Below are 14,338 nucleotides of genomic sequence, written 5' to 3'. Positions count from 1 at the left end.
CGTAATTCGTAATTCGTAATTTAGGGAGCGGGATAATGAGTAATGGTCGCCAATTACACCTGAATTTACTTTTTAATAATGCTGGCAACTATAGCTCGGCTTGGCGTTGGCCTGATAGTGAGCCGGGTGCTTTTAATGCGGATGTTCAATATTATGTGCGTACAGCCAAGCTGTGTGAGCGCGGAACTTTCGATGCAGTTTTTCTTGCGGATCATCCTGCTCTTAGCGATCATCCTGAATATCGGCCATTTCAATCGCTGGAGCCAACGATCGCTCTAGCGACAGTGGCAGCAGCTACCGAACGCATTGGCTTGATTGCCACAGCATCTACTACATATAATGAACCCTATAATATTGCCCGGCGCTTTGCGTCGTTAGATCATGCCAGTGGCGGCCGCGTCGGCTGGAATGTGGTGACAACGGCTAATGTTGAAGCCGCTCATAACTTTAGCCAGACGGATGTAGTCTCACATGGCTCACGCTATGAGAGAGCCGGGGAATTTACTGAGGTGGTACAAGCCCTTTGGGATAGTTGGGAAGACGACGCATTCATTGGTGATAAAGCTTCTGCGCGTTTTATCGATACTTCACGGGTACATAAAATCAATCACCGGGGTAAGTATTTTTCTGTACAAGGGCCGTTAAACGTGCCGCGATCGCCACAGGGTCGGCCAGTTTTGGTACAAGCTGGCGGCTCTGATGATGGCCGAGACTTGGCAGCGAAATATGCAGAAGTGGTCTTTACATCTGCCCAATCGTTGCCACAGGCAATTGCTTATGCCAATGATTTGCGTGACCGCGCTAGGAAATTTGGGCGATCGCCAAATTCAATAGTCATCCTACCAGGTCTTGTAACCGTTATTGCCAGCACGGAAGCGGAAGCAAAGCGCCGTGAACAAGAACTTTGGGAACTAGTACCAATTGAATACGGGCTTGGTAGGTTAGCTAATATACTTCAGGTCGAGCCTGAGGTTTTGCAGTTGGACAAGGGTTTGCCTGAGAATTTGCCATTGCCAGTAGATGGGAATCAAACTATGTTCAAAGTTGCAGTTGATGTTGCTAGACGTGGCAATCTAACTGTGCGCGAGTTGATTAAAGCGCTAGGCGGTGGTGGTACGATGCACCGAATTATCGTCGGAACGCCGGAACAGGTGGCAGATTCCATCGAGGAATGGTTTCTATCGGGTGCAGTCGGTGGGTTCAACGTAGTACCAGACGTAATCGCTTCAGGGTTGGAAACATTCGTTGATTTTGTTGTGCCAGAGTTGCGCCGTCGGGGTATTTTCCGCACTGAATATACTGGTCGCACCCTCCGAGAACACTATGGACTGGAAAGGCCAGAGAGCCGATATGCTCGCCAAAAACGTGAGGCTGTTCCAGTGTTCGGTTAAGGCAAGAGACGCGATAAATCGCCGTCTCTAAAATAATCAGTAAATTTTGCATTGAGGTTTATATATGACTGTAGCTATAGCACGTCCAGGCTATCGTGATTTTGAAACTGAAACCGCCAACAAATTGTTCGCTAGACTTGCTCCCCATATTCCAGCTACCCCTGTTGAGGAACCGCGCCCCATAGCCTCAAAAGAAGAACTGGAAAACTTTGCTCAGTATCTCATTGCTGGAGCGGCCCATGATTCCTATATTGTTCAAGTTTCTGCCTATGCGATCGCTAACTTAATTCCAGATGACCTACACTTGCAACTGTTTTTGAGCCGACAGTTAGGAGATGATGGGGCACACGCTCAATATAGCCGCGATCGCGTTAAAACAATCTTAGGATACGATCCAATTAATGAAATTAAACGCCAGGTGCAGGAACACTGGAGTTTCATCGGAGATTTGTCTACTCGCAGCTTGTTAGGGTTTCTCGCCTACGAGTTTCATTACGAACTCCACATTGTTGCAACCCTACTAATTAATCGGCGTTTAACCAAAATTAATGACCCAGAAACTAGTAAATTTGGCGCTGAGAGAATTCTTCCAGACGAGACGGAACACCGAATTGGTGTGATTGATTGGTGGCGTAACAACTACGGCAATATTTCCCCCTCTCAAAAATCTGAACTGATTGAACAGATTATTGAATTAGACAATGAAGGTCAGCGACGACGCAACGCCTATCTGAAAAACTACTGGAAAGTAAATCAAGTTGCCCTTGGTATTGGAGAAGTGAAAGAACTGCCAATAATTTATGACGCATGGCGGCAAGAGATTCTCTCATACGTGCTTGATATTCCAGTTGCTCAACTACCCAAACTCGTCAGTGTGAATGATTAGTAATGTTGTGTCGGTCGGGCAATGCTCATCCTACTAAGTACAGCTTTGCATAAGTTCGTAACTTTTTTAAACGCAGAGGAACACAGAGGTAAACGCAAAGATACGCAGAGTTTTGCCAAAGTTAATTCTTCTTCCCCTACCTCTCTTCTCCCCCTGCTTCCCCTGCTTGCCTCAACAGATAAATTTGTTAACCGAACCGTATTGAAACGCCATCTATAAGGGCATGATTGCGCCTGTATTCTAAATGAGGAGATGATCGAATGAGTGTAAAACACCAAGTAAATTGTTCAATAGGGATAAAGCGCCGCTATTTTCTCATTACAACAGGGTCAGCGATCGCATCGATTCTTTTTGCTAGTTGCACACCCAAGCAAAATTCACCAACTAGTCAATTAGTAAGCCAGTCAACTACTCAGTCAGCTAAAACATCATTACTGAAAGTCGGTTCTCGAAATACTGTCACAGAAGATATTTTAAAATTCATTCAAAAAGAACTAGCTCCTAGTCAAGGCTTAGAGTTCCAAATTGTGACAATTGGTGATTCGGTAAAGATTAATGATGCCCTGAAAAATCGGGAAATTGATGCTAATCTTTTCCAGCATGAACTGTTTATGAAGCAAGCCGCTAAAAGACTGAATGCCGATTTTGTCATGCTAAATCGCAGCTATACTTCCGTATTTGCACTCTACTCAAAACGGCTAAAAATAAAAACGGTTGGTGAAATTCCGGTAGGGGCGACAATTGGCATTTCTAATGATGATAGTAATCAAGATCGCGCCTTGAAATTTCTGAAACATCTTGGTTTAATCAATTTGAAAGATAAGTCAGGTGAGTATTTCACCGTACAAGATGTAATTGCCCATCCCAAAAATCTCAAAATCAAGGAATTAGACAATTACGCCCTTGCGAGAGCATTAGATGATCTCGATTTAGCTGTGGCATATTCATCCTTCCTTCTCCAAGCCAAGATAAATCTTACCCCCATTGCATTAGATGATATTGGGATTGCCGACAAAAAATATGCTACAGGCTTGGCAATTTTGCCTGAAAAAGCAAATGACCCCAACATCCAAAAACTCAATAAATTGCTTCTCGATCCGAAATTAAAAGATTTTATCAATACCAACTATAAGGGTACTGTCGTGCCTTCATTCTAAACTACAAGATAATTGAGATGAGTGTCACACACAAAGTTTCAACAGGGATCAAGCGCCGCTATTTTCTTCTCACAACCGGATCGGTGACTGACGTAAACGTTGCTCACAGCGATCGCCATCTGTGCGATGTTATTGGCAAAAATTAATCTGAGGGATGAAAAACAGTGAATAATCATGCGATCGCAAACACTGCTCCTCTAAGGAACATCCAAAAATTAAATTACTCAATTTTTGCATCCAATAGAAGCAGGGGGACAAGGTAGCAATATGTCTCCCTTGTCTACCTTGTCTCCCCAATAAGAGCTACCAATTTGCTAGGGCATCATAAATTAAGCCCAATTGCGGACTACAACAATTTTGAACTGACGTTCTTGGGGCAAAATATAATCTAGTGAACCATAGTGTTGCAAAGCCCACTCCCGCAAGTCTTGAACAGCACGAGTAAATATCTCATCAGGAATCGTCCAAGCTGCACTTTGGATTTTGTTTTCTTGGTTTTCTAGCAATTTACCCACAGTATCTTCAACTCGCCATTGGGCAGCTATTTCGGTGGATAAAGTAGCACCTTGGGCTTGCAACTCTGTTAACACCTCTTCTTCCGTCGCACCGTAATGCGGTAAAGGATGACCGTAGCCATCTAATATAGCTTTCCAACGCTCAGTAAATTCCCATCTCTGCGAATTGACATCTTCATCAGTCTTAACAGAGGCAGCCTGACCGTGAGTGTAGAGCAAAATACCACCAGGTTTGAGAACGCGGCGGATTTCTGCTAAAGCTTGCTTCCAAGCAGCAATCAGGTGAAACACATGAACTGTTAAAGCTACATCAAAAGAATTATCATCAAATGGTAAAGCCGTAGCATCTCCTTTGATTGCTGTTAATTGGTGGGATACACCCTCTAATTTTTGGTGCAGTTCAGCCAACATATTTTCGGAAACATCTACACCAGTGTATGAATAACCTCTTTTAGCAATTGGAACAGCAATTCTGCCAGTACCGATACCCGTTTCATAGAATTTAGTCTCTGCTGTTGGTGAAACTAGATTGAGAATAAAGTCGGTGACTTGCTCAGAAATCCCTGGTGGAAATCCCCTAGTGGCATCGTAAATATCAGACACTCGGTCAAAAGAAATTGTGCTAGTCATATTGATCCTTAATGTGTGGGAAAATTATTCCTATTAGTACAACGAAGCAAGAGAAGCTACGTAATGATAATTATTAAAAAATCAAGGGTTTTTCCTAACTAAATTTCTGAAGAACTGGCTTGATTAAGAAGGTCAATTGCATCTTTATCGAGGTTAAGATTGACAGCTTTAATGATATCGTTTAGTTGCTCAATTTTTGTTGCACTAACAATAGGAGCGGTAATCGTCGGATTAGCAATTAACCACGCTAAAGAAACTTGAGTGGGAGTAGAATTATAAGTCTTTGCCACTCGATCAATTGCCTCTAGAATTCGGAACCCGCGAGGATTTAAATATCTTTTTACGGAATTACCACGGAGACTAATAGACAAATCTTTTTCTGAGCGATATTTCCCAGAGAGAAAGCCACTGCACAGAGAGGAATAGTTAATTACACCAATTTCCTGTTCTTGGGAAATTTTTTGTAAATCTTGTTCATAATCATCTCGGTCATACAAGTTATAACGAGGCTGAAGACTTTCGTAGCGAGGATAGCTATGCTGACGGCTGATTTCTAATGCTTGTAAAAGACGTTCTGCACTATAATTGGAAGCACCAATTGCACGTACTTTTCCTTGACGAATTAATTCTCCGTAGGTTTCAAGAGTTTCTTCAAGTGGAGTAGTTTCATCGTCGATATGTGATTGATATAGATCAATATAATCAGTTTGTAACCTTTGCAATGAGTCTTCAACAGCTTGTTGGATGTATTTACGAGAAAGTCCTTTGCCTTTAACACCCATATCGTTGCCAACCTTAGTAGCAATTACCACTTGATCGCGATTACCACGCTGTTTGAGCCATTTTCCTAAAATTACCTCAGACTCTCCACCTTGATTTCCTGGAACCCACTTGGAATAGACATCGGCTGTGTCAATAAAATTACCTCCAGCCGCTATAAAGTGATCTAAAATTTCAAATGAAGTATTTTCATCAATTGTCCAACCAAACACGTTGCCACCAAAAGATAATGGTGATACTTCTAGTCCAGAACGTCCAAGTTTACGTCTTTGTGTAATGACCATAAGTTTTTTCTCAAGACAGTTTTAGAAATTACTTGTGCCAACTATGGCTAATTCAAATGAAAAATACAGTCCGCTATTAAAATTACGATAAGTCTATCGACAAATAGTAGTTAAAGAGATAAATGCAGAGTATCATGGAAAATAATCCAAAATCAAGTCCTCTTATCTCTCCAATACTACTTTCGCTCTTAAGAAGCAGGGCATTTTGGTTATGTCAGAAAAATTAGCTGGAATCCCAACGCGTGATTGCCGTCACCATGCGAGGTGATGACGGCAGGAACAAAGAATTATTCTGGAAAAAATTAATGACGATCGCACTTAACCTACATCATCATGGGCAAAGCGGTTAAAGAGGAAGTCTAGGGCATAGTTACGTAATTGGTAATATTGTGGATCTTCCATGATTCTGGCGCGATCGCGCGGACGAGAAAAAGGAATTTCCATAACTTCACCAATTTTCGCATGGGGGCCGTTGGTCATCATCACCAATTTGTCTGCTAAAAATAGTGCCTCGTCGATGTCGTGAGTAATCATCAGCACTGTACAACGGTTATCGCCCCAAATTTTCAGCAATTCTTCTTGTAACTCTTCTTTGGTAATGGCATCCAGCGCCCCAAAAGGTTCATCTAAAATTAAAACTTTGGGACGAATCGCCAAAGCACGGGCGATAGAAACCCGTTGTCTCATCCCGCCGGACATTTGCATCGGTTTCTTTTCCATCGCATCAGCCAGTCCCACCATTGCTAAATGATCGCGAACGATCGCTCTTTTTTCGGCTTGTGGTTTGTTGGGATAAACGGCGTTAACAGCTAAGTAGATGTTTTCAAAAGCAGTTCGCCAAGGTAGCAAGGCATAGTTTTGGAAGACAACCATCCTGTCTGGGCCTGGTTGGGTAATGGGTTCTCCTTCGAGTAACACTTGCCCGGAGGTGGGAAAGTTAAAACCGGATACCATATTTAGCAGTGTCGATTTGCCACAGCCCGAATGACCAATGACACAGATAAATTCGCCCTGTTCGACGTTGAGGTTAACGCCGTCGAGTACGGTGAAGGGGCCTTTCTTTGTAGGATAGACTTTGGTAACGTCTTTAATTTCTAGGAAAGGTCTGCGGCTGGTGGTTGCAGTGGTTAATGGTTTTCCTAGTGTGTTTGTAGCTGTTGAGTTGCGGTTTTGCATGGTATTTGGGGATTGGGTATTTGGGTATTGGGGACTGGGGACTGGGGACTGGGGACTACTCGCTGCAACCTAGAGGTTTATTAATGAAGTTCAAAGGCTCATTAACGGAGTTCAGAGGTGGATTCATCTAATTCAAAGACTCGTTAACGGAGTTTAAAGGTGGATTCATCTAGTTCAAAGACTCGTTAACGGAGTTCAAAGGTGGATTCATCTAGTTCAAAGACTCGTTAACGGAGTTCAAAGGTGGATTCATCCAGTTCAAAGGCTCGTTAACGGAGTTCAAAGGTGGATTCATCCAGTTCAAAGGCTCGTTAACGGAGTTCAAAGGTGGATTCATCCAGTTCAAAGGCTCGTTAACGGAGTTCAAGAGATTTTTAACAACTAAAATTATTTAATCTTGTGGGGTGGGCATCTTGCCCGCCTTTAATTACGGGCACTCGTGTCGCCCATCCCACAAGAAGTAAGATGTTTTACTTCTTCCACTCCTTCTTTCTCTCACGATTTTTTTATGACGCGAGTCTCCTTCTTGGTGCATCAAGAACAACTTCCGCAACTGAAAAATCACGTTTGATTTTCAAGCTGTTGAGATAAGCGATCGGATCGTCGGCATTAAAGGGAGTACCATCGAAGAGTTTGATCGGTTGGCGAATATAGCTAATATCTAAACCTAATTCTCGTGCGGCGGTGCTAAAAACACGCACTCGACACACCCGTTCCACAACTTCTACCCAATTTCTGGGGAAGGGAGTATCACCCCAACGCGCCAATTGACTCATAATCCAAATTTGTTCGGTGCGACTAGGGCGGTTAATGGCAGACTCAGAATAAAACTGGTGATGGGCATAGTCTTGCAACGGAAGGTCTAAGTCACAAGTGAGACTATCTGGATCTTCGAGTTGAATGTATTCTAAATCAGTGCTGACGTAATCTCGCCCTGCTAAAATTTGCCGAATCTCTTGGGCATTATCGGGATTTGCACAATACTGACAAGCTTCTAGCAAAGCTTTCGTCAAAGCAATATGCGTATTGGGATAATTTTCTGCCCAATCTTCGCGCACACCAAGAACTTTACCGGGATGCCCGAACCAAACTTCTAAGTCAGTAGCGATGGTAAAGCCGACATTTTCCACGGCGGCGCGGTAGTTCCAAGGTTCACCCACGCAGTAACCATCAATACTTCCGGCTTTTAAGTCGGCTACCATTTGCGCTGGGGGAATGGTCTTCATATCCACATCGCTATCGGGGTCGATTCCACCCGCCGCTAGCCAGTAACGCAGCAGCAAATTGTGCATAGATGCGGGATGCACTACCCCCATTGTGTGCCGTTGTTCGCGGGTGCGAAGCAGATATCTTTTGAAATCTGATAAGGTTTGCACCCCTTGGTCGTAAAAGTGTTTTGCCAAGGTGATGGCGTTACCGTTGCGAGTCATGGTAAGGGCGGTGACAACGGGCAGGGGTTGATTATTATGTCCTCCCAAAGTTAGCCACATCGGCATCCCTGAAGGCATTTGAGCCGCATCCAAATAACCGCCACTTATGCCATCGACGATACCCCGCCAGTTGCTTTCGCGCACGAGGTTAACTTCATCTAAACCATGCTTGACAAAAAAGCCTTTTTCTTTAGCAACTGCCAAAGGGGCGCAAGCGGTAAGCGGTAAAAAGCCAATTTCTAGGTTAACTTTTTCTAATCCATGACGGGCAACGTCGGCAGTTTTCCGCGCCCGAATTTTCTTGATGCGTTTCTGCTGATTCAGGAAGTAAATCATCTCACTCCGCAAGCTGTAGTAGCTGGGATGTTCTACTACTTCCATCCGCTTGCGGGGTCTGGGAATATCCACTTCTAAAATGTCGCCGATTTTAGATTCGGGGCCGTTGGTTAACATCACGATTCTGTCAGATAACAGCACCGCTTCATCGACATCATGTGTCACCATCACCGCAGTAACTTGATTTTCTTCGCAAATTTGCATGAGTTGTTCTTGCAAATTGCCACGTGTGAGTGCATCCAACGCACCAAAGGGTTCATCTAGCAGCAGTAATTTGGGGCGAATTGCTAAGGCGCGGGCGATCGCAACTCGCTGCTTTTGTCCACCTGATAACATTCCCGGTTGTTTGTCAGCATGGGGACGCAAACCCACCATATTTATATGTTTTTCGATAATAGCGTTGCGTTCATCTGCGGGTAAACCTTTCATTACCGAGTCCACGGCGAGGGCAATATTTTCTCTGACTGTCCGCCAAGGTAATAGCGAATAATTTTGGAACACCACCATTCTGTCTGGGCCAGGTTTGGTGATTTTTTGTCCTTCGAGAGTAACAATACCTTCTGTAGGCAAATCTAAACCCGCAATCATATTTAAGAGTGTGGATTTGCCGCAACCGGAGTGACCAATCAAAGATACGAATTCTCCTTTTTTAATTTGGAGGTCGATTCCTTTAAGGGCAATATATTTGCCACCACCAGTTAATTCAAAAACTTTTTCAATTTGATCGACAGCTACGAACATAGAGGATTGGGGATTAGGGATTAGGGATTGGGGATTAGGGATTGGGGATTAGGGATTGGGGATTAGGGATTGGGGATTAGGGATTGGGGATTAGGGATTGGGGATTAGGGATTGGGGATTGGGGATTGGGGATTAGGAAATTTCTTTCCCAGTCCCCAGTACCCAGTCCCTATTTCTGTTCTGCTGGTAAAATCTTGTTTTGCAGCCAACCCATTGCTTTATCTAGCACCAGGCCGACAATGCCGATATAAATTAGAGCTAAAATAACTTCGCTGACGTTGTTATTTTGATAGGCATCCCAGATAAAGAAGCCGATTCCGACAATACCGGACATGACGATTTCGGCGGCAATAATCGCTAACCAAGCTAAACCGATCGCAATTCTCAAGCCGGTAAAGATGTAGGGTAATGCCGCCGGAATCAAAATATTAGTGAAATATTCTTTGCGGCTAAGTTGCAGAACTTTGGCGACGTTGTTGTAATCTTGGGGAATTTGGGTAACGCCGACAGCAGTGTTAATTAAGATGGGCCAAATTGCAGTGATGAAAATTACAAATAAGGCTGCGGGTTCGTTTTGTCGTAAAGCTGCTAAAGAAATTGGAACCCAGGCTAGAGGTGGTACTGTTCGCAATAATTGAAAGATGGGGTCTAAAGCTTTGGACATGGTTTTATTCACCCCAATTAAAATGCCCAAGGCAATACCAACGATCGCAGCTAGAGTATAACTGATGGCAACTCGTTGTAGACTAGCGAGAATCTGCCAAAATAGACCTTTATCAATGCCACCTCGGTCATAAAATGGCCAGAAAATCAAAACCCAAGTGTCTTGGATAACCTGTATTGGCCCTGGTAATGTTGCGCCGGGAGTCCAGGCGAAGAGTTGCCAGAGAATGAGGAAGATGGCGATCGCGATCGTTGGTGGTATCAGGTCAGGAAATTGCTTTTGCAGACTGGCTATAAAGCTATTACTAAATCTAGGGCTTGCAGGACGTTTTTGGGCGAGTGTCATAATGCTGTATTCTCCTGAAATTTTATTTGTTATTTGTTATTTGTCCTTTGCAAATAACTAATGACCAATGACTAATGACCAATGACTAAATACTGACCTTTTTGATTTTGAGACTCTTGAGATATTCTTCTGGCTTTTCGGGGTCAAATTTGATGCCATCAAAAAACTCTTCTACACCACGAGATATATTTGTCGGAATATCAGCAGTAGCAATTCCAGCTTCTTTGGCAGCTTCTTTCCAAATATCTTCGCGGTTGACTTTGTTGATCAGTTCTTTAGCTTTAGCAGCATTATTATCTAGATAATCTTTGGGTAAGAATCCCCAGCGAACGTTTTCAGTGATGAACCACAAATCATGACTCTTGTAGGGATAAGAAACACTACCTTTTTCATCTTTCCAGTAGTAAGCAGCCATTGATTTATCATCAATTTTGCGACCATCACCCATGTCATATTTGCCTTGGTATGGATCGGCTAGTATTTCCGGTGAAGAAAGGTTGAAATAATTTCGTCCAGCGAGAATTTCAGCCGCTTCTTTGCGATTATCAAAATTATCTAGCCATTGTTGGGCTTCCATAATTCCTTTTAAAATTGCTTTGGTAGCCTTAGGATTTTTATCAACCCAATCACCTCTCATGGCAAGATATTCTTCAGGATGATTTTTCCAAATTTCTGCGGTTAATGCTGCTACGTAACCAATTTTGTCTTGCACCAGGCGATAAGGCCAGGGGTCACCTGTACTAAAGGCATCCATTGTTCCGGTTTTCATGTTGGCCACAGTTTGTGCGGCTGGTACTGTGAGCAACTTGACATCTGCATCCGGGTCTAAGCCACCTGCTGCTAACCAGTAGCGAATCCACAAATCTTGGTTGACATGGGGAAAGGTAAATGCAGCAGTGAAGGGTGTTGAAGATTTTAATTCCTTAAATAAAGACTTAGCGCTGGCGAGTTGTAAACTAATACCTTTGCCTTGGTGCTTGCTGGCGATCGCAATTCCATTACCATGTGTAATTAACTGACATAATACATACATGGGAATTTTTTGATTGCCTTTGGTAATTAAACCTTCTGTAATTAAATGTGGCATTGGCATCTGCCATTGACCGCCATCTATACCACCACCGGCAGAACCAATTTCTACATTGTCTCTAGCTGCCCCCCAAGAAGCTTGTTTGGAAAGGTCAACATTAGTCATTCCATACTTCGCAAAAAAGCCTTTTTCTTTAGCAATAATTAAAGGAGCCGCTTCTACAATGGGAATATATCCCAACTTGACTCTAGTAGTTTCTGGTGTTTGTTCTGGACTAATATTAACAACAGATTTAGCAGTTGTTTTTACTTGAGTGGTTGCCCCAGTAAGGTTTTCAGGAGGATTACCCAAACAGCCTTTGAGGAATATAGTACCCGCAGATGCTCCGGCTGTGAAGATAAATTTGCGGCGAGAAATTTGATTAAAAAATTCTGTCATAAATATCTCCTGAAAACGTGAATATTATTTTTTATAGCTATGACAATTTAGGCAAAAAACCTTGTATTTCTTGCATTATTAATGATTAATCTAGCTATATTTGACCAAGCGATCGCAGCCATTTCATCAATGAAATAGCTACCTATATAAGAACTCGGTTAAATTACTGGCTCTGCTTTTTTAATGTGATGCAGAGGTATCATTCACCTTGTTGAGATCAGTTTACAGCCTTTGAAGCCGAAATTATTAACTTTGATTCGGGATTATTAAACAAATATTAGATTGAATGTATAAGTAAAAATTTATCTATTATCCTTAACTATAGGAATAATTTCTAATATATAGACTCTTGTTTATGAAGACTATTATGTTTATTTTATGATTTACTATTATGGTTTATTTTCTAACTTAATTTTAGTCGTAATGTGTCATATATAAGTTTTAATTTATAATGACTATTATGTTGAGACTATGATTTATCTAGTAATCCTATTTGATTTGGAAACACCGAGAGGCTTAGATCCCCGACTTCTTCAAGAAGTCGGGGATCTTTTTGTTCGTAACTCCTACACGGATTGCTATGTCATGTCCAGAAATTAGTTATGATTGTCTCAACCAAGCAATTGTGAGTATTTCAAGTAGTGTATTCGGCGTTAATCTTCACGTAGTCATAACTCAAATCACAACCCCAAGCTTTACCCACACCATAACCATTGCCAACATTAACGGAGATTAATACCGTATCCTGTTGGAGATAAGCACCTGCTGCTGCTTTTTTCAAATAAGCACTCGCTGCTGCACGGTCAAATTCCAGAGGTTGTCCATTTTCTAACATTAAGAAATTTCCTAGCTTAATTTGCAGGTTTTCTTGCTCAAAGGGCACACCTGCACGTCCGGCGGCGGCGGCGATGCGTCCCCAATTTGGATCGCGTCCAAAGATTGCAGATTTAACTAAGGATGAACCAGCGATAGTTTTAGCTATTTGCCTAGCTGAGAGTTCATCATGAGCGCCAGTCACTTCCACTTCAATGAGACAAGTTGCACCTTCACCATCACGAGCGATCGCTTTGGCTAAATGCTGGCAGACTGCTGTTAACATCGCCTCTAATTTCTCTGCTTCTGCGCCCCATTCTATAATTGCTGGGGTGCGAGATTGACCATTTGCCAAGGCAATTAAGCTGTCGTTGGTGCTGGTATCACCATCCACAGTGATGGAATTAAAGCTTCTATCAGCTGCTCTGGCTAACATCTGTTGCCAAAGGTGAGGCGAAACCACAGCATCACAAGTCACAAATGCCAGCATGGTTGCCATGTTGGGGTGAATCATACCGGAACCCTTGGCAATGCCACCAATTCTTACTGGGCGTTGGCGCAGCCCGCCGGAGGCATCGCCTATAGTTGTCTCTAGGGCAATGGATTTTGTTACCAAATCTGTAGTGATAATCGCCCCAGCGGCGGCATTTGAGCCTGTGTCTGATAGTGCTGCTACTACCTTGGGAATCCCACTTCGCAAGGCATCCATCTTAATTCTTTGACCAATCACGCCAGTGGAAGCCAATAACACAGATTCAGATGAGATGTTCAGGGCTTGGGCTATTGCCAGCGCAGACTCTAAAGCATCAAACCAGCCTTGATTACCTGTAGCAGCATTTGCTTGTCCAGCATTACAGAGAATGGCACGAGCGCTCTGTTTAGCTTGCAAGCGTTGGCGACAATAGTCTACGCAGGCTGCTTTGACTTGGCTGGTGGTGAATACACCTGCTGCGATCGCTTCCACCTCTGAAAATATCAAAGCTAAATCTGGCAACCCCGAAGGTTTCAATCCTGCGGTAATTCCCGCCGCCTGATATCCTCTGGGTGCTGTGATGCCACCTGTTATTTCTTGCCAATCTGCCATTATTCTTCGTTGTACTTGATTCTAAACTTGATATAAGCTTATATTTATTGTCAGTCCTATGGTTGAATTAAAATCGCCATCTCTCATTAATTCCCAAAAGTAGGGAATTCTAAAATTACTTATATTAAAATCGCTAAAAATAAATTTCTCAGGAGAATATTTAAGAGCGATCGCTCTCAGTTTAAATAAAAAATAAAACCCCTAGCAAACTACCAGGGGTAATGCAAGTCAGTACTTTTCGCATGGAATGTATCCTACCCCAATACCATAACAACCCTCTAATTTAGAGATATGCCATTTTGCCAAACAAAAAAAGCCCCCAGTTGTAAGCTGAGGGTTAATTTTTTTCAGAATAGCGGTAATATACAAAGCTATTATTCCCAGAGAAGTAAGCAAACAACGAGTATTTGCTTTTAAATAAGCAAAACTAATAACTTGCATCAGGTTTACTAAAGTAACAAAAGTTGATTAAAAATTGTAAAGCAGTGTAAAGTAGTTTCACAGGCAAAGACTTTACTGCCTGATTCATAAATAACCGCAATCATAAAACAATGACAACAACCTTACAACGTCGCGAAAGCGCCAACGTATGGGATCGATTCTGCGAATGGATCACCAGCACCAACAACCGGATTTAC

General features: G+C 42.7%; 11 protein-coding genes. 4 read left to right on the top strand and 7 right to left on the bottom strand.

All coding sequences use genetic code 11. From position 1 onward, the window contains the following. Positions 1-35: 35 nt before the first annotated feature. From V7L07_RS08350 to V7L07_RS08335, 4 genes are all read left to right on the top strand, one after another. Positions 36-1,391 (top strand): LLM class flavin-dependent oxidoreductase, encoded by a 1,356-nt coding sequence (locus V7L07_RS08350; protein ID WP_335056776.1) that lies wholly within the window; start codon positions 36-38, stop codon positions 1,389-1,391. A 64-nt stretch (positions 1,392-1,455) separates the two neighbouring features. After that, positions 1,456-2,277, top strand: coding sequence for a hypothetical protein (locus V7L07_RS08345; protein ID WP_335056774.1), 822 nt, complete (start codon positions 1,456-1,458; stop codon positions 2,275-2,277). A gap of 260 nt (positions 2,278-2,537) precedes the next feature. Beyond that, positions 2,538-3,434, top strand: a complete 897-nt coding sequence (locus V7L07_RS08340; protein WP_335056772.1) for a MetQ/NlpA family ABC transporter substrate-binding protein — start codon at positions 2,538-2,540, stop codon at positions 3,432-3,434. A 17-nt stretch (positions 3,435-3,451) separates the two neighbouring features. Continuing rightward, a complete protein-coding gene (locus V7L07_RS08335; RefSeq protein WP_335056770.1) occupies positions 3,452-3,580 on the top strand; it encodes a hypothetical protein in 129 nt (42 codons plus the stop codon). Positions 3,581-3,763: 183 nt separating this feature from the next. On the opposite strand, the gene V7L07_RS08330 is transcribed toward V7L07_RS08335, so the two are convergent. The 7 genes from V7L07_RS08330 to argJ form a co-directional block, all read right to left on the bottom strand. After that, the gene (locus V7L07_RS08330) at positions 3,764-4,579 is read right to left on the bottom strand and encodes a class I SAM-dependent methyltransferase (RefSeq protein WP_335056768.1); all 816 of its coding nucleotides are present in this window, start codon (positions 4,577-4,579) and stop codon (positions 3,764-3,766) included. Positions 4,580-4,677: 98 nt separating this feature from the next. Next, entirely contained in the window at positions 4,678-5,643 is a 966-nt protein-coding gene (locus V7L07_RS08325) for an aldo/keto reductase (protein WP_335056766.1), read from the bottom strand. 318 nt (positions 5,644-5,961) lie between these two features. After that, a complete protein-coding gene (locus V7L07_RS08320; RefSeq protein WP_335056765.1) occupies positions 5,962-6,819 on the bottom strand; it encodes a nitrate ABC transporter ATP-binding protein in 858 nt (285 codons plus the stop codon). A gap of 506 nt (positions 6,820-7,325) precedes the next feature. Continuing rightward, positions 7,326-9,326 (bottom strand): ABC transporter ATP-binding/substrate-binding protein, encoded by a 2,001-nt coding sequence (locus V7L07_RS08315; protein WP_335056763.1) that lies wholly within the window; start codon positions 9,324-9,326, stop codon positions 7,326-7,328. A gap of 169 nt (positions 9,327-9,495) precedes the next feature. Further along, positions 9,496-10,335, bottom strand: a complete 840-nt coding sequence (ntrB, locus tag V7L07_RS08310; RefSeq protein WP_335056761.1) for a nitrate ABC transporter permease — start codon at positions 10,333-10,335, stop codon at positions 9,496-9,498. Between the two features lie 85 nt (positions 10,336-10,420). Next, positions 10,421-11,803: a CmpA/NrtA family ABC transporter substrate-binding protein gene (locus V7L07_RS08305; protein WP_335056759.1), complete on the bottom strand. Its 1,383-nt coding sequence runs from the start codon at positions 11,801-11,803 to the stop codon at positions 10,421-10,423. A 634-nt stretch (positions 11,804-12,437) separates the two neighbouring features. Beyond that, positions 12,438-13,700 carry a bifunctional ornithine acetyltransferase/N-acetylglutamate synthase gene (gene argJ, locus V7L07_RS08300; protein ID WP_335056757.1) on the bottom strand — a complete coding sequence of 421 codons (1,263 nt, stop codon included), beginning with the start codon at positions 13,698-13,700 and terminating at the stop codon, positions 12,438-12,440. Between the last annotated feature and the right edge of the window lie 638 nt (positions 13,701-14,338).

This window comes from Nostoc sp. (assembly GCF_036916985.1).
Lineage (GTDB): Bacteria > Cyanobacteriota > Cyanobacteriia > Cyanobacteriales > Nostocaceae > Nostoc.
This window is presented reverse-complemented; position numbering and strand designations above follow the sequence as displayed.

What these genes read in the sequence shown, in the direction of transcription:
- V7L07_RS08350 (WP_335056776.1), top strand. Translation starts at nt 36, where the DNA reads ATGAGTAATGGTCGCCAATTACACCTGAATTTACTTTTTAATAATGCT.
- V7L07_RS08345 (WP_335056774.1), top strand. Translation starts at nt 1,456, where the DNA reads ATGACTGTAGCTATAGCACGTCCAGGCTATCGTGATTTTGAAACTGAA.
- V7L07_RS08340 (WP_335056772.1), top strand. Translation starts at nt 2,538, where the DNA reads ATGAGTGTAAAACACCAAGTAAATTGTTCAATAGGGATAAAGCGCCGC.
- V7L07_RS08335 (WP_335056770.1), top strand. Translation starts at nt 3,452, where the DNA reads ATGAGTGTCACACACAAAGTTTCAACAGGGATCAAGCGCCGCTATTTT.
- V7L07_RS08330 (WP_335056768.1), bottom strand. Translation starts at nt 4,579, where the DNA reads ATGACTAGCACAATTTCTTTTGACCGAGTGTCTGATATTTACGATGCC.
- V7L07_RS08325 (WP_335056766.1), bottom strand. Translation starts at nt 5,643, where the DNA reads ATGGTCATTACACAAAGACGTAAACTTGGACGTTCTGGACTAGAAGTA.
- V7L07_RS08320 (WP_335056765.1), bottom strand. Translation starts at nt 6,819, where the DNA reads ATGCAAAACCGCAACTCAACAGCTACAAACACACTAGGAAAACCATTA.
- V7L07_RS08315 (WP_335056763.1), bottom strand. Translation starts at nt 9,326, where the DNA reads ATGTTCGTAGCTGTCGATCAAATTGAAAAAGTTTTTGAATTAACTGGT.
- ntrB (WP_335056761.1), bottom strand. Translation starts at nt 10,335, where the DNA reads ATGACACTCGCCCAAAAACGTCCTGCAAGCCCTAGATTTAGTAATAGC.
- V7L07_RS08305 (WP_335056759.1), bottom strand. Translation starts at nt 11,803, where the DNA reads ATGACAGAATTTTTTAATCAAATTTCTCGCCGCAAATTTATCTTCACA.
- argJ (WP_335056757.1), bottom strand. Translation starts at nt 13,700, where the DNA reads ATGGCAGATTGGCAAGAAATAACAGGTGGCATCACAGCACCCAGAGGA.